The organism is Pseudomonas viridiflava, from assembly GCF_001642795.1.
Lineage (GTDB): Bacteria > Pseudomonadota > Gammaproteobacteria > Pseudomonadales > Pseudomonadaceae > Aquipseudomonas > Aquipseudomonas viridiflava.
Map to the genome: position 1 here is coordinate 264,091 of NZ_LKEH01000048.1, position 19,546 is coordinate 283,636.

22 protein-coding genes are annotated in these 19,546 nt (G+C 58.0%); 14 read left to right on the forward strand and 8 right to left on the reverse strand.

Features of this window, described 5'->3' with window-relative positions:
• Positions 1–2: 2 nt before the first annotated feature.
• The 9 genes from AO065_RS26265 (at position 3) to AO065_RS26305 (ending at position 7,748) form a co-directional block, all read left to right on the forward strand.
• The gene (locus tag AO065_RS26265; RefSeq protein WP_004885417.1) at positions 3–1,385 is read left to right on the forward strand and encodes a hypothetical protein; all 1,383 of its coding nucleotides are present in this window, start codon (positions 3–5) and stop codon (positions 1,383–1,385) included.
• Positions 1,386–1,395: 10 nt separating this feature from the next.
• Entirely contained in the window at positions 1,396–1,908 is a 513-nt protein-coding gene (locus tag AO065_RS26270) for a tail fiber assembly protein (RefSeq protein WP_004885419.1), read from the forward strand.
• 135 nt (positions 1,909–2,043) lie between these two features.
• A complete protein-coding gene (locus AO065_RS27555) occupies positions 2,044–3,048 on the forward strand; it encodes a hypothetical protein (protein ID WP_004885421.1) in 1,005 nt (334 codons plus the stop codon).
• A gap of 23 nt (positions 3,049–3,071) precedes the next feature.
• Entirely contained in the window at positions 3,072–3,617 is a 546-nt protein-coding gene (locus tag AO065_RS26280; protein WP_004885425.1) for a glycoside hydrolase family 19 protein, read from the forward strand.
• Complete coding sequence (locus AO065_RS26285) at positions 3,614–4,123, forward strand: lysis system spanin subunit (protein ID WP_004885426.1); 510 nt, start codon at positions 3,614–3,616, stop codon at positions 4,121–4,123. The genes AO065_RS26280 and AO065_RS26285 overlap by 4 nt, the downstream gene beginning before the upstream one ends.
• 395 nt (positions 4,124–4,518) lie before the next feature.
• A complete protein-coding gene (locus AO065_RS26290; RefSeq protein WP_004885428.1) occupies positions 4,519–5,118 on the forward strand; it encodes an aminodeoxychorismate/anthranilate synthase component II in 600 nt (199 codons plus the stop codon).
• A 21-nt stretch (positions 5,119–5,139) separates the two neighbouring features.
• Positions 5,140–6,189: an anthranilate phosphoribosyltransferase gene (gene trpD, locus AO065_RS26295; protein WP_004885430.1), complete on the forward strand. Its 1,050-nt coding sequence runs from the start codon at positions 5,140–5,142 to the stop codon at positions 6,187–6,189.
• On the forward strand, positions 6,186–7,022 hold the full coding sequence (trpC, locus tag AO065_RS26300) for an indole-3-glycerol phosphate synthase TrpC (protein WP_004885432.1): 837 nt from the start codon (positions 6,186–6,188) through the stop codon (positions 7,020–7,022). Before trpD ends, trpC begins: the two co-directional genes overlap by 4 nt.
• A gap of 33 nt (positions 7,023–7,055) precedes the next feature.
• Positions 7,056–7,748 (forward strand): lipoate--protein ligase family protein, encoded by a 693-nt coding sequence (locus tag AO065_RS26305; RefSeq protein WP_004885435.1) that lies wholly within the window; start codon positions 7,056–7,058, stop codon positions 7,746–7,748.
• Between the two features lie 12 nt (positions 7,749–7,760).
• Here the strand turns inward: AO065_RS26305 and crp are convergent, their stop codons facing one another.
• Positions 7,761–8,405, reverse strand: a complete 645-nt coding sequence (gene crp, locus AO065_RS26310; protein WP_004885436.1) for a cAMP-activated global transcriptional regulator CRP — start codon at positions 8,403–8,405, stop codon at positions 7,761–7,763.
• 211 nt (positions 8,406–8,616) lie between these two features.
• Here crp and AO065_RS26315 point away from each other — a divergent pair, with 211 nt between their 5' ends.
• Positions 8,617–9,039, forward strand: a complete 423-nt coding sequence (locus tag AO065_RS26315) for an OsmC family protein (protein WP_004885438.1) — start codon at positions 8,617–8,619, stop codon at positions 9,037–9,039.
• A 243-nt stretch (positions 9,040–9,282) separates the two neighbouring features.
• Complete coding sequence (gene speD / locus AO065_RS26320; RefSeq protein WP_004885441.1) at positions 9,283–10,077, forward strand: adenosylmethionine decarboxylase; 795 nt, start codon at positions 9,283–9,285, stop codon at positions 10,075–10,077.
• A gap of 78 nt (positions 10,078–10,155) precedes the next feature.
• On the opposite strand, the gene coq7 is transcribed toward speD, so the two are convergent.
• From coq7 to hemJ, 5 genes are all read right to left on the reverse strand, one after another.
• Entirely contained in the window at positions 10,156–10,803 is a 648-nt protein-coding gene (coq7, locus tag AO065_RS26325; protein ID WP_004885443.1) for a 2-polyprenyl-3-methyl-6-methoxy-1,4-benzoquinone monooxygenase, read from the reverse strand.
• A gap of 116 nt (positions 10,804–10,919) precedes the next feature.
• A complete protein-coding gene (locus tag AO065_RS26330; protein ID WP_003316306.1) occupies positions 10,920–11,258 on the reverse strand; it encodes a histidine triad nucleotide-binding protein in 339 nt (112 codons plus the stop codon).
• Between the two features lie 94 nt (positions 11,259–11,352).
• Positions 11,353–12,129, reverse strand: coding sequence for an SDR family NAD(P)-dependent oxidoreductase (locus AO065_RS26335; RefSeq protein WP_004885445.1), 777 nt, complete (start codon positions 12,127–12,129; stop codon positions 11,353–11,355).
• A 53-nt stretch (positions 12,130–12,182) separates the two neighbouring features.
• Entirely contained in the window at positions 12,183–13,082 is a 900-nt protein-coding gene (locus tag AO065_RS26340) for a DUF805 domain-containing protein (RefSeq protein WP_004885448.1), read from the reverse strand.
• Positions 13,083–13,187: 105 nt separating this feature from the next.
• Positions 13,188–13,616, reverse strand: coding sequence for a protoporphyrinogen oxidase HemJ (gene hemJ, locus AO065_RS26345; protein ID WP_004885450.1), 429 nt, complete (start codon positions 13,614–13,616; stop codon positions 13,188–13,190).
• A gap of 133 nt (positions 13,617–13,749) precedes the next feature.
• Here hemJ and argC point away from each other — a divergent pair, with 133 nt between their 5' ends.
• A complete protein-coding gene (gene argC / locus AO065_RS26350; RefSeq protein ID WP_004885452.1) occupies positions 13,750–14,784 on the forward strand; it encodes an N-acetyl-gamma-glutamyl-phosphate reductase in 1,035 nt (344 codons plus the stop codon).
• Positions 14,785–14,919: 135 nt separating this feature from the next.
• Positions 14,920–15,270, forward strand: coding sequence for an iron-sulfur cluster insertion protein ErpA (gene erpA / locus AO065_RS26355; RefSeq protein ID WP_004885454.1), 351 nt, complete (start codon positions 14,920–14,922; stop codon positions 15,268–15,270).
• 75 nt (positions 15,271–15,345) lie between these two features.
• On the opposite strand, the gene AO065_RS26360 is transcribed toward erpA, so the two are convergent.
• Positions 15,346–16,440 carry an anhydro-N-acetylmuramic acid kinase gene (locus AO065_RS26360; RefSeq protein WP_025995994.1) on the reverse strand — a complete coding sequence of 365 codons (1,095 nt, stop codon included), beginning with the start codon at positions 16,438–16,440 and terminating at the stop codon, positions 15,346–15,348.
• 3 nt (positions 16,441–16,443) lie between these two features.
• Positions 16,444–17,871, reverse strand: a complete 1,428-nt coding sequence (locus AO065_RS26365; protein ID WP_004885458.1) for a peptidoglycan DD-metalloendopeptidase family protein — start codon at positions 17,869–17,871, stop codon at positions 16,444–16,446.
• 203 nt (positions 17,872–18,074) lie between these two features.
• Between AO065_RS26365 and tyrS the strand changes: the two genes are divergently transcribed.
• Positions 18,075–19,286, forward strand: coding sequence for a tyrosine--tRNA ligase (gene tyrS / locus AO065_RS26370; protein WP_004885460.1), 1,212 nt, complete (start codon positions 18,075–18,077; stop codon positions 19,284–19,286).
• Positions 19,287–19,546 lie beyond the last annotated feature (260 nt).

Below are 19,546 nucleotides of genomic sequence, written 5' to 3' on the forward strand. Positions count from 1 at the left end.
CTATGGATTATCCCAAGAGTGTGCCAGGCGTAGGCCTGGTCAGCGGCAAGTTTGTAGATGAAAACCCGGCGACCGGCACCCCCGGCTCGCTGATTCCGGCGCAGTGGGGCAACTCGGTGACGCAGGAGATTCTGAACGTGATTCTGGGGGCCGGTCTGGTGCCCAGCGAAGCGGATGTCACGCAACTGCACAGGGCCATCCTCGGCCTTGCCGCCTCGGACTACAAAAAGTCCGTGCGCTGCGCCACGACCATGGCGATCGGCCTCAGCGGCTTGCAGACCATCGACGACGTCACGCTGGTTGCAGGCGACCGGGTACTGGTCAAGAACCAGGACAACCCGGCGCAGAACTGGATCTATTTGGCAGCAGCAGACGCCTGGACCCGTGCGCAGGACGCCAATGAAAGCACCGAGTGCACCCCCGGTCATCTTGTGCCGGTGCAGGCAGGTACGAGGAACGGCGGTACGGTCTGGCAATTGACCAACACAACGGCTCCGGTTTTGGGCACCACAGGTTTGGTCTTCGAGCGAGCGCTGGGGCGAAGTGGCGTGGCGGCGGGTAGTTATAGCCGGGTGAAGGTCAATCGGTATGGGCAGGTTGAGGAGGGGAGTAGTCCTACGACGCTTGCCGGGTATGGTGTTACGGATGCTTTCACTAAGGCCGAGGTCGATCTGCGTGATGCTGCAAGACCTCTCCGTGATTCGATTACCCATGTGGGTATGGCCAATAATCAACCCGATGCCCCTTACATGCGGCGCGAGTCGGATAATGGTGTTTATTACTTGCAGTCGAGACTGGGTTTTACGCCGGTTCAGCAGGGCGGGGGTGTCGGGCAGTTGGCCAATCCGATCAAGATTGGATGGTCCGGATCAAGCCTGAAGGCCGCAGTCGACTCTACGGATCTGGGCAATCTCTGGTACTCCAGAAATTTTAATCCTGATGACAAGGCCAACCGGGGCACCACACTGGAAGCGTATGGCATCACCAACGCTTACACCAAGGCTGAGGTTGATCTTCGTGACATGCAGCGCCCCCTTGCGGATTCGATCAATATCCTGGGGTTTGCCAGTAACAACCCACTCTACCCCTACATGCGTCGTTCCTCTGATGGACAGGTCTATAACCTGGTCAGTGAGCAAGGTCTGGCGGCAAGAATTGCAGCGCTAGGGCTAAGCGAGGTCGGCTCTTATGCCTTCGCGCGCGTCATCAATTCTATAGGTCCTATCAATCAGGGCGGGCTGGTAGCAGGCAACAACCTGATTTACAGCTCCACGAGTGGCAGTGATGGCGGTACCAATAACTCAGGAACCATTGGTATTGGCACTTGGCGCGCGCATGGCGCTTTCTCCAGCGGCGAACGCACTCTCTTTCAAAGAGCCAGTTAAGGGTATTTATATGCACACAGTATTAAGCGCTCGCGACCCTCGCTGGTCCGATCTGGCACACACCTCCATTGAGATGTGGGTGTTATTTGAAGAAATGAAAGATATCTATGGTGAGGTGCCTTTTGCTGCGTCTCCCAAAGATTCCGAGCCTCACGGCGTCGACCTGTTCAACCGTGCTGTCGCCGGTGAGTTTGGCGAGGTACTGGAGCCCACCGAGCAAACGGTATTAACGCTGGTTACGCTCCAGCGGGAAGCCTTTTCAGCAACAGCCACTGCCAGAATCAACGAGCTGGTTGCTGAGCTGGATACGCTGCAAGACGCCACGGCGTTGAAGATGGAGACTGAATCGCAAGTGAACTCCTTGCCTGCGATACAGGCCGAGCTCAATGCGTTCCGTCTTTATCGCGTGCAACTTGCCCAGCTTGAAACGTTGGAAGGTTATCCAGCGAAGGTCGATTGGCCTGTGGCTCCGGCAAAGCCGTTTGTGTATGTGCAGCCGGTCGAAGAAGCCGTGTCTGATTAAAGCATCAGCAGCGCCGAAGTGCCCCGTAAGTGAACGGGGCATGCGTCTTGGTAACAACTTCCCTAGCCCCTTCCCCCAGCGTCGGCCTTCAAGTCGGCGTTTTTTTGCTCTGAATAATGATTAAAAGGTATTCACATGAAAACAGTATCCAGCGCCCGCAACCCTGGCTGGGCCGATCAAGCCCACACCACCCTGAACCTGTGGGTGATTTTTGAAGAAAACAAGGATTCCGGTCGTGAGGAGGGGATATCCATCTCTGCGAATGACCAGGATCCGCAAGTTGTCGCGCTGTTCAATCGCGCCGTCGCGGGTGAGTTTGGAGTCATTGCCGAGCCCACCGAGCAGATGGTGCGGATCGCCGTCATGATGCAGCGTGGCAACTACTCGGCCGACGCGAGCCGCAAAATCGATGCACTGACCAACGACCTGTCTGTCCTGCAGAACGCTGTCGCATCGGGAACGGCAACCCAGGCTCAGATTGAATCCCTGCCTGCGCTGCAGGCCGAGCTTGATGCCTACATGGCTTACCGGGCAGACCTCGCCCACCTCGAAGACATCCCGGGGTTCCCGATGTCTTTCGTATGGCCGGTTCCGCCTGCGTCGCCGTTCGTGTACGTAAAACCGCCTGAAGTACCAACGCCGCCGACAGGTGTGAGCGATGATGAGCTGCCCTGGGTGATGTCGAGCATTCGCAACCCTCGCTGGGCCGATCAGTCCCATAACGCCATTGTTCTTTTGGTGGTTTTCGAGAACACCAAAGATACCCGTGGTGAAGAGGCGGTCACCGTCTCCTTCAACGACCCGAGGCCGCAAGCCAGAAAGCTGTTTGATCGTGCAATCTTCAGCGAGTTTGGCCCGGTCCTTGAGCCGCTTGAACCGCTTGAGCCTGTCGTCACCGTAGACGGTCGAGTTCAGCGTGACCGCTATGCGGCCATGGCTACTGCGAAAATCGAGGCGTTGAACCACACGCTGAGCACGTTGCAAAGCACCATCGAGGCTCAACTCAAATCCCTGCCTGCGCTACAGGCCGAGCGTGATGCGTACTGGCTTTACCGCTTGCAGCTCGCCCAACTCGATGCGCTGCCTGGCTTTCCCGTGTCGTTCGAATGGCCTGTTGCGCCAGCAACGCCGTTTGTTTGAGCCCGTCTGCCCTAGGAGGACCCATGCCTGTCAACCAGCAACAATTGCTAAACATCCTCCCCAACGCCGGCCTTAAAGCCGGCGTTTTCGTTCCTGCTCTCAACATCGCGATGACTCGCTACTGCATCGACACACGGCTGCGCTTGGCGGCATTCATCGCGCAGATCGGTCATGAGTCCGGCCAGTTGCGGTACGTGCGTGAACTGGGCAACGACAGTTACCTGGCGAAGTACGACACGGGTCAGTTGGCGCTGCGTCTGGGCAACACGCCCGACGCAGACGGCGATGGCCAGCTTTACCGTGGTCGTGGGCTGATTCAGGTCACGGGGCGGGCCAACTATGAAGCGTGCGGGGAGGCGCTGGGTCTGGATCTGTTGCGCCAGCCCGAGCTGCTTGAAAGGCCCGACCATGCCGCGATGTCGGCGGCATGGTTCTGGGATCGCGCCAACCTGAACGCGCTGGCGGACAAGGGCGATTTCCTGATGATCACCCGGCGTATCAATGGCGGCACCAATGGTCTGGCCGATCGACAGGTGCTCTATCAACGCGCCCTGGAGATACTGCCGTGAATGGTCTGGATCTGCGCTTCGTGTTGTTGGCGGTCGTGGTCGGTTCAGGCCTCGGTGGCTGGCTTGCCTGGGAGTGGCAGGCCACGCGCTACGAGCGGCAACTGTCCGAACAAGCGATGGCCTGTTTGCAAGAGCGCGAACTGGCGTCCAGGGCAGTCAGCGACTGGCAAACCGCTGAGCAGGCCAGGCGACGGGCGCTGGAAGTCCGTCTGCAAAACAGCGACACAACCCTTCACAAGGAATTGAGTGATGCACAGACTTCTCAGGTCCGCCTGCGTGATCGCCTGGCCACTGCTGATCTGCGGTTGTCAGTCCTCCTCGCCACCCCGAGCGGTGGTGCTGGAGTGTCAGCCTCCACCGACTCCGGCCGCGTGGTTCATGGAGGCACGCGAGCCGAACTTGACCCAACGGCTGCTCAACGAATTGTCGCCATCACCGGCGACGGCGACCAGGGACTGATCGCGCTAAAGGCCTGCCAGGCCTACGTGCGTGAGATCGCGTTCTGAACGACCTGCCTCTTTCCCGCCTCCACACGGAGGCGCTGCCTTCTTGCAGCCTTTTCCAGGCTCGCCCATCGACGTTATCGATCACCTCGCTCGATACATTCATATTGCACCGCTCTCATCGGTACGCTAATGTCCCGAAACGTACCGATGAGACCCCTTCCGTGACGATTGTCAGCAAACTCTTGATGCGCGTTATCAAGGCTCACGCCCGCTGGCGTTGGCGCGCCTGACTATTTCCTTGCCGGCCCTGCCGGACCCGCACCTGTATGTCTTCAATTCGTCATGTTCTCCCGCCACTGTCACCTCATTCGATGTGGCTGAAAAGGCGGAAGCTTGAGCGAATCGCGATCTGAAGGCGTAAACGAAGTCAGTAAATTCAAAAGGTTAATAGCAAAATGCTGCTGATGATCGATAACTATGATTCCTTCACCTACAACGTCGTGCAGTACCTGGGCGAACTGGGCGCCGACGTGAAGGTCATCCGCAATGACGAGCTGACCATCGCGCAGATCGAAGCCCTGAACCCCGAGCGCATCGTTGTTTCGCCCGGTCCTTGCACTCCCAATGAAGCTGGCGTCTCGCTGGAAGTGATCAATCACTTCGCGGGCAAACTGCCGATTCTGGGTGTCTGCCTCGGGCATCAGTCCATTGGTCAGGCATTTGGCGGTGACGTGGTCCGTGCGCGTCAGGTCATGCACGGCAAGACCAGTCCGGTGATCCATGAAGACCAGGGCGTGTTCGAAGGGTTGAACCATCCGCTGGTCGTCACGCGTTATCACTCGCTGGTGGTCAAGCTGGATACACTGCCTGACGCTCTGGAAGTGACTGCATGGACAGCACATGACGACGGCTCGGTTGACGAGATCATGGGCCTGCGTCACAAGACACTGAACGTCGAAGGGGTACAGTTTCACCCCGAGTCGATCCTGACCGAGCAGGGCCATGAGCTGTTCGCCAACTTCCTCAAGCAGCGCGGCGGCAGTCGTCAGGGTTAAGGACTTTTTATGAATACCCCCATGAATATCAAAAGCGCGCTGAACCGCGTGGTCAACCAGCTGGATCTGACCACGGACGAGATGCGCGATGTCATGCGCGAGATCATGACTGGCCAGTGCACTGAAGCACAGGTCGGTGCTTTCCTGATGGGCATGCGCATGAAAAGCGAAACCATCGATGAGATCGTCGGTGCGGTGTCGGTCATGCGTGAGCTGGCCGATCACGTCGAGCTGAAGACTCTGGAAGGCGTGGTCGATATCGTCGGCACCGGCGGCGACGGCGCCAACATTTTCAACGTTTCGACCGCATCCGCTTTCGTGATTGCAGCAGCGGGTTGCACCGTGGCCAAGCACGGCAACCGCGCGGTTTCGGGCAAGAGCGGCAGTGCCGATCTGCTGGAAGCCGCAGGCGTTTACCTGAACCTGACGCCGGTCCAGGTCGCGCGTTGCATCGACAGTGTCGGCATCGGTTTCATGTTCGCCCAGTCTCATCACAGCGCGATGAAGCACGCGGCAGGCCCGCGTCGCGACCTGAGCCTGCGCACCCTGTTCAATATGCTCGGCCCGCTTACGAATCCGGCCGGCGTACGCCATCAGGTGGTCGGCGTGTTCAATCAGGCGTTGTGCCGCCCGCTGGCCGAAGTGTTGCTGCGTCTGGGCAGCAAGCATGTGCTGGTGGTGCACTCGCAGGACGGGCTGGACGAATTCAGCCTGGCCGCACCGACGTTCGTCGCGGAACTCAAGAATGGCGAAGTGACCGAATACTGGGTGCAGCCTGAAGACCTGGGCATCAAGAGTCAGAGCCTGTATGGCCTGGCGGTGGAAAGCCCGGCGGCCTCGCTTGAGCTGATCCGTGATGCTCTGGGTCGTCGCAAGACCGAGAACGGTCAGAAAGCGGCCGAAATGGTTGTGCTCAATGCAGGGGCTGCACTTTATGCTGCAGACCACGCCACGAGCCTCAAGGAGGGCGTAGCACTGGCGCATGACGCGCTTCATACCGGCCTTGCCCGGGAAAAACTGGAAGAGTTGGGCGCCTTTACGGCAGTGTTCAAGCAGGAGAACGAAGAATGAGCGTACCAACCGTACTTGAAAAGATCCTCGCCCGTAAGGCCGAGGAAATCGCAGCCCGCCGCGCTGTCGTCAGCCTGGCCGAGCTTGAGCAACAAGCTGCCGCAGCCGATCCTGCGCGTGGCTTTGCCAAGGCGTTGATCGAACAGGCCAGAAAGAAACAGCCTGCGGTCATTGCTGAAATCAAGAAGGCATCGCCCAGCAAAGGCGTGATCCGGGAAAACTTCCAGCCTGCCGAGATCGCCAAAAGCTACCAGACCGGTGGCGCAACCTGCCTGTCAGTGCTGACTGACATCGACTTCTTTCAGGGTTCGGATCAATACCTGAAAGATGCCCGGGCGGCGTGCAACCTGCCTGTGATCCGCAAGGATTTCATGATCGATCCGTATCAGATCGTCGAAGCCCGTGCCTTGGGCGCGGACTGTGTTCTGCTCATCGTGTCGGCGCTGGACGACGTGCAGATGGCCGAACTGGCCGCCGTCGCGAAAAACGTGGGGCTGGATGTGCTGGTCGAAGTGCATGACGGCGACGAACTGGATCGCGCACTCAAGACACTCGACACCCCACTGGTCGGCATCAACAACCGTAACCTGCACACGTTCAACGTCAGTCTGGAAACCACGCTGGACTTGCTGCCGCGTGTTCCTCGCGACCGTCTGGTCATCACCGAGAGCGGCATTCTCAACCGTGCCGATGTCGAATTGATGGAAATCAGTGACGTGTATGCGTTTCTGGTCGGTGAGGCGTTCATGCGTGCTGAACATCCAGGTACGGAACTGCAGCGCCTGTTCTTCCCCGAGCGCGGTGCATCGGTGAGCGGCTCGACACTCGACTGACTGTTCCACACGTACAGGAGCCAGAGCGTTCGTATGTCAGACTCGATCATCGACATCTGTGTCGAAAAAGGACTGCAGGCCGAGCAGGATCTTCTGGCTGCTGTGTGTGCGGGCGAGGCAGAGCATGGGGTGCTGTTCTGGCGCCCCAATGATCAGGCGCTGGTGATGCCGCGTCGCTTGAGCCGGCTTCCTGGCTTCGTCGAAGCGAGTGAAACCCTGGCGGATAACGGATGGCCGATCCTGCTGCGGGAAACCGGCGGCGAGCCGGTGCCGCAGTCGTCCGCTACGGTGAACATCGCTCTGGTCTATGCACAGCCATCGACTGACCTTGATCGGGACCGTATCGAGACAGCGTATCGCCGTCTGTGTCAGCCCATTCTCGACATGTTGAATGAGCTGGGTGGCGAGGCTTCGCTGGGTGAAGTGGAGGGGGCGTTCTGCGACGGTCGTTTCAACGTCAACCTCGACGGTCGCAAGATGGTCGGCACGGCCCAGCGCTGGCGTCAGAGCCAAGGCGGCGCGCGACCTGTTGTGCTGGCTCACGCCGCCTTGTTGCTGGACGATGAAAGGGTGCAGATGGTCGCCGCCGTCAATCGCTTCAACGTGATCTGCGAACTTGATGCGCGCGTTCGGGCCGAAAGCCACATCGCGTTGCATGAAGCGTTTCCCGAGGCAGAGGTGTCCGGGCTGCTGAATGCCTATCGGCAACTGCTTGCGGGCATCTGACCCGTTCGCATGTCAGCGTGTGCCGTACACCACCATGGTCTTGCCTTTGACGTCGATCAGGCTCTGCTCTTCGAGCGCCTTGAGCACTCGCCCCACCATTTCCCGTGAACAGCCCACGATGCGACCGATCTCCTGACGGGTGATCTTGATCTGCATACCGTCGGGGTGGGTCATGGCATCGGGTTGCTTGCACAGGTCCAGCAGGGTACGAGCCACACGTCCGGTGACGTCCAGGAATGCGAGATCCCCCACCTTGCGCGTGGTGTTGCGCAGACGATCCGCCATCTGGCTGCCCAGCGCGTAGAGAATCTCCGGCTCCTGCTGCGTCAGTTCACGAAACTTGTCGTAGGCAATCTCGGCCACTTCGCACTCAGTCTTTGCCCTTACCCAGGCGCTGCGCACTGACGTCTGCCCTGCCTGTTCGAAAAGACCCAGCTCGCCGAAGAAGTCGCCGCTGTTGAGGTAGGCGATGATCATCTCGCGGCCTTCGTCGTCTTCGATCAGGATCGTGACCGATCCCTTGATGATGAGAAACAGCGAGTCGGAGCTGTCACCGGCGTTGATGATGTTGCTCTTGGCGGTGTAGCGACGGCGTTGTGCGTGTGGAAGAAGCTTTTCCAGATTCTTTGTTTTAGATGCAAGTGTGAGTGCGGCCATGCGTGAATTCCGAAATGAGGACCTGCGCCAAATGGCATACCTGTAGGTATCGGCTGCACCTGCATTCTCGCCAGCTTTTCGACGAGCGGCGGGCCCAATCTCCGAATATTCCTACACATTGGCTGCAAAAGGCATTTTTCATCATGTGATCAGGGGGCGGGGTGGCCCTGTGCTAAGCTGACGCCCCTTTTTTAGCACTGGAGTCTTGGCGATGAAGGCACGCATTCAATGGGCTGGTGAAGCCATGTTCCTCGGTGAGTCCGGCAGCGGTCACGTGGTGGTCATGGATGGCCCGCCCGAAAGTGGCGGTCGCAATCTGGGCGTTCGTCCTATGGAGATGGTGCTGATCGGTCTGGGCGGTTGCAGCAATTACGACGTCGTGAGCATCCTCAAGAAGTCCCGCCAGCCGGTCGAGAGCTGTGAAGCTTTCCTCGAGGCAGGGCGTGCAGACGAGGATCCGAAAGTCTTCACCAAGATCCATCTGCACTTTGTCGTCAAAGGTCGCGGGCTTAAAGAAGCCCAAGTCAAACGCGCCATCGAGCTGTCCGCAGAAAAGTATTGCTCTGCCTCGATCATGCTCGGCAATGCGGGTGTGAAGATCACCCACGATTATGAAATAGTCGAACTGGGCTGACCTCCAGACATCCAACGATCATAAAAACGGCGCACACTCTGGCAGACGGCTTCGGACGTCTGCATAATGCGCCACTTTTTCAGGGCGCAGCGTGCATTGGTTATCTGCTGTCGCGCCCGAACAGACAACCAAAATCGCCAACGCGAAGAGGTGTTAACCGTCCTACGCAGCTGAGCCGGACTCATCTGACGGGCATGCTTGATCACGCGGCCGGCGCCGCACACATATAGAGAGTTTTTAACGGTGAAAAGCAAACTCAAGCTCCACGGGTTCAATAACCTGACCAAGACCTTGAGCTTCAACATTTATGACATCTGCTATGCGGAAACTCCGCAAGACCAGCAGGCTTATGTCGAATACATCAACAGTGTGTATGACGCAGAACGCCTGACGCGGATTCTGACCGATGTTGTCGATATCATTGGTGCCAACATCCTGAACATTGCGCGTCAGGATTACGATCCTCAGGGCGCCAGTGTGACCATTCTGATCTCCGAGCAGCCGGTGACGCCTACCGAAAGCCAGATCGAAGAGTCGCCAGGTCCATTGCCGGAAACCATTCTGGCCCACCTGGACAAGAGCCACATCACGGTTCACACCTACCCGGAGATTCACCCGGTAGACGGCATCGCCACGTTCCGCGTGGACATAGATGTGTCGACCTGTGGCGTCATTTCACCGCTCAAGGCCCTGAACTATCTGATTCACAAGTTCGAATCGGATATCGTGACGGTCGATTATCGTGTGCGCGGCTTTACCCGTGACGTGGAAGGCAAGAAGCACTTCATCGACCACGAGATCAACTCGATCCAGAACTACCTGTCCGAAGACACCCGCAACGGTTACCAGATGACCGACGTGAACGTGTATCAGGAAAACCTGTTCCACACCAAGATGCTGCTCAAGGAGTTCGAACTGGATAACTACCTGTTCGGCGATGCGACCAGCAACCTGTCCACCGAGCAGCGTGAGCAGGTGACCGCGAAGGTCAAGCACGAGATGCTGGAAATCTTCTACGGTCGTAACGTAGCGGTCTGAGTCCAGACTCGGATCGGCCAGCGGCCGTAAGCAAAAAAGGCGCTTCTCGAGGGCGCCTTTTTTGTTCATGCGGTTTTGTCAGATGCGGTACGTGCTCTTGGTCATGACTTTGGCCAGGATACTCATGCCGAACTTGACCGGTGCCGGAAAGCGAAAACCGCCCGCTTCCAGTGCCGATTCTGCGTGATGCTCCTCGTCACTGAGCATCTGTTCGAGAATCGCCCGGGACTTGTTGTCCTCGACGGGCAGTTGTTCAAGATGTTCGCTCAGGTGCTTGCAGACCTGATCTTCAGTCGCGGCAACAAAACCCAGGCTCACCCTGTCGCTGATGATACCGGCCGCCGCTCCCATTCCGAATGACAGACCGTAGAACAGCGGGTTGAGCACGCTGGTGTGACTGCCCAGTTGATGGATGCGTTGTTCGCACCAGACCAGATGGTCGATTTCTTCTTCGGCTGCATGCTCCATGGCCTTGCGCACCTTGGGCAGCTTGGCGGTCAGCGCCTGACCCTGATACAGCGCCTGGGCGCAGACTTCACCTGTATGGTTGATGCGCATCAGACCCGCGACGTGACGCGAGTCGACATCGCTCATTTTGTGATCAGTCTGCACAACGGCAGGTGACGGCCGACGGGAGTGGCCGCTTGACGGTAGCAGCGTGCGCATCGCGCTGTCGGCCTGCAGCAGCAGGCGGTCAATGGGGGAGTAGTGACGTTCGGTAGCCATGGGCACCTCCGGATAGATCCTGAGAAGGAGTTTAACCGAATCAGCGGAGCAGGGTACCGCCTTGCCAGCTTCTCGATGCCGGAAGCTGGAAGGGCGTATGGGGCCGGAAGGCTGACTCAGCCCGGCGGCCAGTTCATCTGGCGTTGACCCAGTACGTGCATGTGAATGTGATAAACGGTCTGTCCACCCAGCTCGTTACAGTTCATGACCACGCGAAAGCCTTCTTCGCAGCCCAGCTCAAGTGCCAGACGCTGCGCCGTGAACAGGATGTGTCCTGCCAGACCCTTATCTTCTTCGGTCAGATCGTTCAGCGTACGGATCGGCTTCTTGGGAATGACCAGAAAGTGTACCGGGGCCTGAGGGGCGATATCGTGGAACGCCAGCACCTGATCATCTTCGTAGATGATCTTCGCCGGAATTTCCCGATTGATGATCTTGGTGAACAAAGTATCCACAGCCGTATGCTCCTTATCGGTTGATGGTGCGTGCGGGGTATCACAGCGGTCGAGTGTACTGAGCGAGGCAGGGCTCGCCCAGCCATTTTGTGGGTCAGCGCGGGCAGCAGGACTTGTTAATGTAACCGCTGATCTGTCTGGCCAGCCAGCGTGAAACCAGTCGCGGGCTGAACGTCCAGAGCCTGTTGCGCCAGCCCGGTATGATGACGGCGCGGTTTTTCGCTAGCGCGCGTACGGTGTACAGCGCAACTTCTTCGGGGCTCATCATCTTGTCGATATTGACCTTGAGCTGAGCGGTGTGGAAAAAAGCCGTCCGGGTCGGACCGGGGCAGAGCACCGATACCTTGACCCCGGTTTTCTTCACTTCTTCGCGCAAACCTTCGGAAAAATGCAGGACATAAGCCTTGCTTGCATAATACGTGCTCATCCATGGGCCTGGCTGGAATGCAGCCACCGACGCGACATTGAGTATCTGTCCGCCACCCTGAATCGCCATCAGGTTGCCGACGGTGTGGCACAGACGCGTCAGTGCCAGAATATTCAGGTCGATCAGATCCTGTTCGACGCCCCAGTCCTGCGCGAGGAATGGGCCGCTGCTACCTATACCCGCTGCGTTGACCAGCAGATCGATCTGATGCGCGCCGTCTTCCAGCTCAAGCAGAAACCCGGAAAGCCGCAGAGGCTCGCCCAGATCGCAGGCGCGAAACAGCACTTCCACGCCAAATCGCTGCGTCAGCTCCAAGGCGATGGTTTCCAGATGATCTCGCTGGCGAGCGACCAGAATGAGGCTGCGACCACGGCGCGCCAGTGCTTCGGCCATGGCCAGGCCTATGCCGCTGGATGCACCGGTGATCAGGGCGTAACGGGTCATGCAGTTCTCCATTGAACGTAGTGCGGTCGGCAGTCTACCGGGCCATGAGCGTTTTATTGCGAGTCGCTTTCGTCTTCAGGCACATTTTCGGGGTTGGCCTGGCTGGATTGGGCGTTGTCGCGTTGCGTTTCATCGTCATAAGGCAGGGACTGCTCGTACTCGTCGGTCTGCACCTCAATTTCTTCCTTGAGTGTGTTCATCCCGCCGAAAATGCCGCTGACGAGGATGACCGGAATCAGCAGCAACCATAGTCCGGCCAGGACCTTAACGCCGCGTGAGTTGGGCGGCTGCGGTGCCCCGTATGCGTTGGGTCCTTTGGTACCGGGCATGGCGGTCATTACGAAGGGGAAGACACTGCCCACGAAAGGCACGAGATTGAGCAGCAGAAGCCAGCCTGACCAGCCGATGTCGTGCAGCCGCTGAACGCCCATCATTGAGCTGATGACCACGAATACCATCGCAATGATCGCGATCAGCAGCCCGCCGGCGATCAGTGACTGGCTCATGATCGTGATTGCGATGGACAGCAGCGCCAGGCTGGCAGCGCTCAGCACCAGCGTCCATGCCAGGTAACGCAGACGCCCGATCCGTCCGTTGATACTGAACACCTTGAGCGTGGAGTGTTCGGCGAACTCGGCTGGTCCCACGTGCGATCGAGGTGGCGCATAAGGGGAGGCGGGCGCGGGCAGGTCTTTCTCGTTGATGGTCAGACTGATGGCCGGATCCGGTTCAATCCGTGCCTCGACGCCAGCTTCATACAGCGCCTTTATGTAGTGTTCGGCCTCGTCGTGGGGCAAGCCCCGCTTGAGTGCAACAGGCTGACCGTTGAACAGTTTTTCGACAGCCGCGGTTTCGCTCTTGAACAGACGCGCCAGATTGGCTTTCGCAACCTCGGGCTCTACGCCATCACGCACCTGTCCTTCAAAAACGATCTTGAAGTGGGTTTCGGCCATACAGGGCTTCCTTGTCTTGAAGTGAGAGCGAGCCAGGCGCATCTGCAAAAGGGCAGAGCGCCTGTTATTTGAATGAGACCCGAATGAGCACCATCCAGTCGTGCATCAGAATGGTTTGACGATTACCAGAACGACGATGGCTAGCAGAATCAGGACCGGGATTTCATTGAACCAGCGGTAGAACACATGGCTGCGTCCGTTCTCGCCCCGGGCGAAACGTTTGACCTGCGCGCCACACACATGGTGGTAACCGATCAGCAACACCACCAGCGTAAGCTTGACGTGCATCCAGCCCTGGCTGAAATATCCGCTTGGATTGAAGCTGATGAGCCAGCCGCCGAAGATCAGGGTCGCGATCATTGCCGGGCCCATGATACCTCTGTACAGCTTGCGCTCCATGATGCAGAAGCGGTCGCGGCTGATGGTGTCTTCGCTCATGGAGTGATAAACGAACAGTCGTGGCAGGTAGAAGAGACCTGCAAACCAGCAGACCATCGAGATGATGTGCAGCGCTTTGATCCATAGATAGAGCATTTTTGGTTATTCCCAGGTTCACGGTGGCCGAATAGTAGAGGCTAGAGTGTCCATACGTCACGTTGTCGGTTGTCGCAGAGGCCATAGGCCCATATTATCGACCGCTTTCCAGTTGTTTCGTTGAGGGCAGGTTATGGTCAAGGTCGGTATCGTCGGCGGCACGGGTTACACCGGAGTCGAGCTGCTGCGTCTGTTGGCACAGCATCCGCAGGCTGAAGTGGTGGTGATTACTTCCCGCTCGGAGGCCGGTCTTCCCGTCGCCGACATGTACCCGAACCTGCGAGGCCATTACGACGGTCTGGCGTTCAGCGTTCCGGATGTTCAAACACTGGGTGCCTGTGACGTGGTGTTCTTCGCGACACCTCATGGCGTTGCCCATGCACTGGCTGGCGAGTTGCTCGCGGCGGGCACCAAGGTGATCGACCTGTCCGCAGACTTCCGCCTGCAGGACCCTGTCGAGTGGTCGAAGTGGTACGGCCAGCCTCACGGCGCACCGGAATTGTTGCAGGATGCGGTCTACGGCCTGCCGGAAGTCAATCGTGAGCAAATCAAGAATGCTCGCTTGATTGCGGTTCCTGGCTGCTACCCGACTGCAACCCAGTTGGGTTTCCTGCCGTTGCTGGAAGCAGGCATTGCCGATAACACGCGTTTGATTGCCGACTGCAAGTCGGGTGTCAGTGGCGCCGGGCGTGGTCTGAGCATCGGTTCCTTGTACTCGGAAGCCAACGAAAGCTTCAAGGCCTATGCCGTCAAAGGTCATCGTCATCTGCCCGAAATCACTCAGGGCCTTCGCCGCGCCGCCGGTGGTGACGTCGGTCTGACCTTCGTTCCGCACCTGGTGCCGATGATCCGCGGTATTCACTCCACGCTTTACGCGACAGTCACTGACACGTCGGTCGATCTGCAGGCGCTGTTCGAGAAGCGCTACGCCGATGAACCGTTCGTGGACGTAATGCCTGCAGGCAGCCATCCGGAAACACGCAGCGTGCGCGGTGCAAACGTCTGCCGTATCGCCGTGCATCGTCCGCAGGGCGGTGAACTGGTCGTCGTGCTCTCGGTCATCGACAACCTGGTTAAAGGCGCGTCGGGTCAGGCGGTGCAGAACATGAACATCCTGTTTGGTCTGGACGAACGGCTGGGCCTGTCCCACGCCGGTATGATGCCGTAAGACTCGGGATCAAGCGGCAAGCGGGGTCCTGCTCCATTTGCCGCTGCTCTGCAAATAGTTGACCGATTTTCTAGGACAAGCGGATAATGCCCGTCATTACGCATTACGACGGCTTATCGCCGGGAGATATCTGACATGAGTGTCGAATCCTTCACTCCGACGGCTTTGGAATTCACCCCAGGTGCAGCGCACAAGGTGAAGTCCCTGGTCGATGAAGAGGGCAATGATCGCCTTAAACTACGTGTCTTCGTGACGGGGGGCGGTTGTTCCGGCTTCCAGTATGGCTTCACATTTGATGAAGACGTTGCAGACGACGACACCATCGTTGAACGCGAAGGCGTCAGTCTGGTGGTCGATCCGATGAGCTTCCAGTACCTGGCGGGTGCCGAGGTGGACTATCAGGAAGGACTGGAAGGCTCGCGCTTCGTGATCAAGAACCCGAATGCTTCCACGACCTGTGGTTGCGGTTCGTCGTTCTCTATCTGATCGTACGCTGCAGTTACAAAAACGCCGCTCATTGAGCGGCGTTTTTCGTTCTGGCGCTTTGGATCAGCCAGGACATCAGGCCGGGTAGATAGCACCCAGCACTCGCAGACCTTTGGCACCGGTCACCGTAGGACGGTTGGCCGGTACGCTTTCCAGACAGCAATGCGCCAGCCAGGCAAACGCCATGGCTTCAACCCAGTCAGGATCGACGCCGAACTTCGCGGTGCTGCTGACACGTGTATCGGGTAACAGCTCGGCCAGTCGATTCATCAACGCAGTGTTGTGAGCGCCGCCGCCGCAGACCAGCAGTTCCATCGTGCTCGACTGAGCCGACTGCAGAGATTCGGTAATGGTCAGCGCGGTCAGTTCAAGCAATGTCGCCTGGACGTTTTCCGGTGCCAGGGTTGGCAACTGGAACAGATGATGATGCAGCCAGCCGAGGTTGAACACTTCGCGGCCAGTGCTCTTCGGACCCTTGGTCAGGAAGAACTGGTCGCTCAACAACGTCTTCAACAACGCCGCATCTACCTGCCCGCTGGCGGCCCAGGCGCCATCCTTGTCATAGCTCAGATTGCGCTGCGACTGAATCCAGGCATCGAGCAAGACATTGCCCGGGCCGCAATCGAAACCGGTCACCGGGCGATCGGACTCGATCAGACTCAGGTTGCTGAACCCGCCGATGTTGAGTACTGCGCGGTGTTCCTTGTTGTCATCGAACAACGCTTCGTGGAAGGCCGGGACCAAGGGTGCGCCCTGGCCTCCTGCTGCGATGTCACGACGGCGGAAGTCACTGACGACCGTGATTTCGGTCAGCTCGGCCAGCAACGCAGGGTTGCCGATCTGGATGCTGAAACCGCGTGCCGGCTCGTGGCGGATAGTCTGACCGTGGCTGCCGATTGCTCGGATCTGGCCGGCGACCATGTTTTGTTCTTCCAGCAGTTGCAAAACACCCTTGGCAACCAGATGGCACCACTTCTGCTCGGCAATTGCCGCGCGCGTCAGCTCATCCGTGCCACTGGAGCAGAGACCCAGCAATTCCGCATGCAGGTCTTCCGGCATGGGAATGTAGTGGGTTGCCAGAAGTCTTGGTCGGTCGTCTTGCTCCAATAGGGCGATATCAATCCCATCGAGGCTGCTGCCGGACATCACACCTATATAGAAGAAGGCCATGGATTACCTTTTATTCGAGGCCAGCGTGGTGGCCTTTTCCTGATCCATGCGCGCCATCAAAGGTTGGCTTTGCTGCATGAACCGCTGCTTTTCGGACTTGGCGATAGGATCCGCCATCGGAAGTTTCTGGCCCAGTGGGTCGACATGTACGCCGTTGACCTGGAATTCGTAGTGCAAATGCGGGCCTGTCGACAAGCCGGTTGTTCCAATATAGCCGATCACCTGACCTTGCTTCACCGATGAGCCGGTTTGTACGCCTTTGGCGAAGCCCTGCATGTGGCCGTACAGCGTGCGGTAGGTATCGCCGTGCTGGATGATCACGGTATTGCCGTAGCCGCCGCGACGACCTGCGAGAAGGACTTTGCCATCGCCGGTTGCCTTGATAGGTGTACCACGTGGCGCTGCGTAATCGACGCCTTTGTGGGCGCGGATCTTGTTGAGGATCGGGTGTTGGCGACCCATGGAGAACATCGAGCTGATGCGGGCGAAGTCCACCGGCGTTCGGATGAACGCCTTGCGCATGCTGTTGCCATCGGCGGTGTAGTAATTGGTGTTGCCCTGCTTGTTGGTGTAACGAACCGCAGTGTAGGTCTTGCCGCGGTTGGTAAAGCGGGCAGACAGAATATTGCCGGTGCCGACGGGCTTGCCGTTCACGACTTTCTGCTCGTAGACCACGTCGAATTCGTCACCCTTGCGGATGTCCTGGGCGAAGTCGATGTCGTAGCCGAAGATGTTGGCCATGTCCATCGTCATACTGTGAGTCAGCCCTGCACGCTGCGCGGATTGCGAGAGAGAGCTGTTGATCACGCCATGGACGTACGCGTTACGAACGTTGGGCTTGCTGACTTCGCGGCTGAACGTGAAACCGCTGGCCGATTTGGACAGGCTGATGGTCTCGAGCTCGCTGAGCTTGGTGTGCAATTGCTTGAGCTGACCGTCCGGCGTGAGCTCGAACTGCAGGATCTGGCCGTTCTGCAGCTTGCTGAATTCCTTGGACTGCTTGTCGCTGGCCAGTACCTCATGGACGGTCGTTGCCGGAAGACCCACCTTTTCGAACAGGGTGGACAGGGTATCGCCCTTGGAGACTACGACTTCACGATGATTCGGGTTCTTGGCTGCTTCCGGCGCCGGCTTGGCTGGGTCGGGCTGCTTGCTGGCGGTCTCAGCGGTCTGTTCTTCGCCGTTGTCGATCTGAGCGAAGGGCGATTCGGCGTTTTCAGGTGTGGCTTGAGCGGCTTCCGGAGCGTCTTGGTCTTGTGCGTTCGGATCTGTTGGCATTTCCAGGTCGAGTGCCAGATTGGTTCGTTTGGCTTCAACTTCGCTGGATGGGAAAACGAGGAGAGCCAGGCTCAGCAGGGCAGCAATGCCGCTCGCAGCGAGCAGGTGACTCTTCGGATAAAGCGGGGGCGCTTTAGGCGGTGTGTCTATCATAGGTAATTTTGACTTTGAAAAAGGTGAAATGGAAAAGATGAATGACATGATGAAGATGAAATAACTGTATAAAATATAACCAAAACCTGCTCGAAGCAACCCTCCCCACGAATCCCTTCTGGAATCGTAGGCGTGTGCTGGGCAAAAACTTGTAATTGGGCTCTGATCTTGTATGGTTGGTTCCCTTTAAATTGGGGGCTGATATGAAGTCGGTTGAAGAGCAGCTGGCGCTGATCAAGCGCGGCGCGGATGAACTCCTGGTCGAGGCCGAACTGGTCGCCAAACTCAAGCGCGGCCAGCCGCTACGCATCAAGGCCGGTTTCGATCCGACGGCACCCGACCTGCACCTGGGTCATACCGTCCTTATTAACAAGCTGCGCCAGTTCCAGGACCTGGGTCATCAGGTCATCTTCCTTATAGGTGACTTCACCGGCATGATCGGTGACCCGAGCGGCAAGAGCGCCACTCGTCCGCCATTGACCCGTGAGCAGGTTCTGGACTACGCCGAGACCTATAAGGCTCAGGTGTTCAAGATTCTCGATCCTGCCAAAACCGAGGTGGCGTTCAACTCCACCTGGATGGACAAGCTCAGTCCTGCCGACTTCATTCGTCTGTCTTCGCAGTACACGGTCGCGCGCATGCTCGAGCGTGATGATTTCGACAAGCGCTATAAAGGCAGTCAGCCGATCGCGATTCACGAATTCCTCTATCCGCTGGTTCAGGGCTACGACTCGGTCGCGCTACGCGCCGATATCGAGCTGGGCGGTACCGACCAGAAATTCAACCTGCTGATGGGGCGTGAGCTTCAGCGCGCTTATGGGCAGGAGCCGCAGTGCATCCTGACCATGCCGTTGCTTGAGGGGTTGGATGGCGTCAAGAAGATGTCCAAGTCGCTGGGTAACTACGTCGGCATCCAGGAAGCCCCCGGCATCATGTACAACAAGCTGGTATCGATGCCTGACTCCTTGATGTGGCGCTACTTCGAGCTGCTGAGTTTCCGCAGCATGGAAGAAATCGAGGGCTTCAAGGCTGATTGCGAGGCGGGTGCCAATCCGCGTGATATCAAGATCAAGCTGGCGGAAGAGCTGGTCGCTCGTTTTCACGGCGAAGAAGCTGCAGCCAATGCGCACCGCTCTGCGGGTAACCGTATGAAGGAAGGTGAGCTGCCTGACGATCTGCCGGAGATATCGGTAGGGGCTGCTGAAGATATGCCTATCTCGGCCGTCCTTAATAAAGCGGGCCTGGTAAAGAACGCAGCAGTTGCTCGTGATCTGCTGGCTTCCGGTGGTGTGCGTATAGATGGAGAGGTCGTGGATCGCGGCTTTATCTTCAAGCTGGGTTCGACGCATGTCTGCCAGGCCGGCAAGAAGGTTTTTGGGCGCGTTACGCTGGTTTCTGAAGAAAGTTCAAAATAACGGTTGACGCGCTCGTTGAGGTGTCTATAATTCGCCCCACTTCCGGCGCAGACGGAAACGAAAANTTTCAATGAGTTACAAGGGTTTATCGGATGAGGTCAGCGAGGAAGTCGGTCGAGTTTGTCTGAATCGACAGCGGTGAGAAAAAAGAGTTTGACACGCGNCGTAGAATGCGCGCCTCGGTTGAGGCGAAAGGCTCAACCCACCGCTCTTTAACAACTGAATCAAGCAATTCGTGTGGGTGCTTGTGGTGTCAGACT

Excerpts from the sequence above, each read along its gene's own strand:
- AO065_RS26265 (WP_004885417.1), top strand. The coding sequence starts at position 3 with ATGGATTATCCCAAGAGTGTGCCAGGCGTAGGCCTGGTCAGCGGCAAG.
- AO065_RS26270 (WP_004885419.1), top strand. The coding sequence starts at position 1,396 with ATGCACACAGTATTAAGCGCTCGCGACCCTCGCTGGTCCGATCTGGCA.
- AO065_RS27555 (WP_004885421.1), top strand. The coding sequence starts at position 2,044 with ATGAAAACAGTATCCAGCGCCCGCAACCCTGGCTGGGCCGATCAAGCC.
- AO065_RS26280 (WP_004885425.1), top strand. The coding sequence starts at position 3,072 with ATGCCTGTCAACCAGCAACAATTGCTAAACATCCTCCCCAACGCCGGC.
- AO065_RS26290 (WP_004885428.1), top strand. The coding sequence starts at position 4,519 with ATGCTGCTGATGATCGATAACTATGATTCCTTCACCTACAACGTCGTG.
- trpD (WP_004885430.1), top strand. The coding sequence starts at position 5,140 with ATGAATATCAAAAGCGCGCTGAACCGCGTGGTCAACCAGCTGGATCTG.
- trpC (WP_004885432.1), top strand. The coding sequence starts at position 6,186 with ATGAGCGTACCAACCGTACTTGAAAAGATCCTCGCCCGTAAGGCCGAG.
- AO065_RS26305 (WP_004885435.1), top strand. The coding sequence starts at position 7,056 with ATGTCAGACTCGATCATCGACATCTGTGTCGAAAAAGGACTGCAGGCC.
- crp (WP_004885436.1), bottom strand. The coding sequence starts at position 8,405 with ATGGCCGCACTCACACTTGCATCTAAAACAAAGAATCTGGAAAAGCTT.
- AO065_RS26315 (WP_004885438.1), top strand. The coding sequence starts at position 8,617 with ATGAAGGCACGCATTCAATGGGCTGGTGAAGCCATGTTCCTCGGTGAG.
- coq7 (WP_004885443.1), bottom strand. The coding sequence starts at position 10,803 with ATGGCTACCGAACGTCACTACTCCCCCATTGACCGCCTGCTGCTGCAG.
- AO065_RS26335 (WP_004885445.1), bottom strand. The coding sequence starts at position 12,129 with ATGACCCGTTACGCCCTGATCACCGGTGCATCCAGCGGCATAGGCCTG.
- AO065_RS26340 (WP_004885448.1), bottom strand. The coding sequence starts at position 13,082 with ATGGCCGAAACCCACTTCAAGATCGTTTTTGAAGGACAGGTGCGTGAT.
- hemJ (WP_004885450.1), bottom strand. The coding sequence starts at position 13,616 with ATGCTCTATCTATGGATCAAAGCGCTGCACATCATCTCGATGGTCTGC.
- argC (WP_004885452.1), top strand. The coding sequence starts at position 13,750 with ATGGTCAAGGTCGGTATCGTCGGCGGCACGGGTTACACCGGAGTCGAG.
- erpA (WP_004885454.1), top strand. The coding sequence starts at position 14,920 with ATGAGTGTCGAATCCTTCACTCCGACGGCTTTGGAATTCACCCCAGGT.
- AO065_RS26360 (WP_025995994.1), bottom strand. The coding sequence starts at position 16,440 with ATGGCCTTCTTCTATATAGGTGTGATGTCCGGCAGCAGCCTCGATGGG.
- AO065_RS26365 (WP_004885458.1), bottom strand. The coding sequence starts at position 17,871 with ATGATAGACACACCGCCTAAAGCGCCCCCGCTTTATCCGAAGAGTCAC.
- tyrS (WP_004885460.1), top strand. The coding sequence starts at position 18,075 with ATGAAGTCGGTTGAAGAGCAGCTGGCGCTGATCAAGCGCGGCGCGGAT.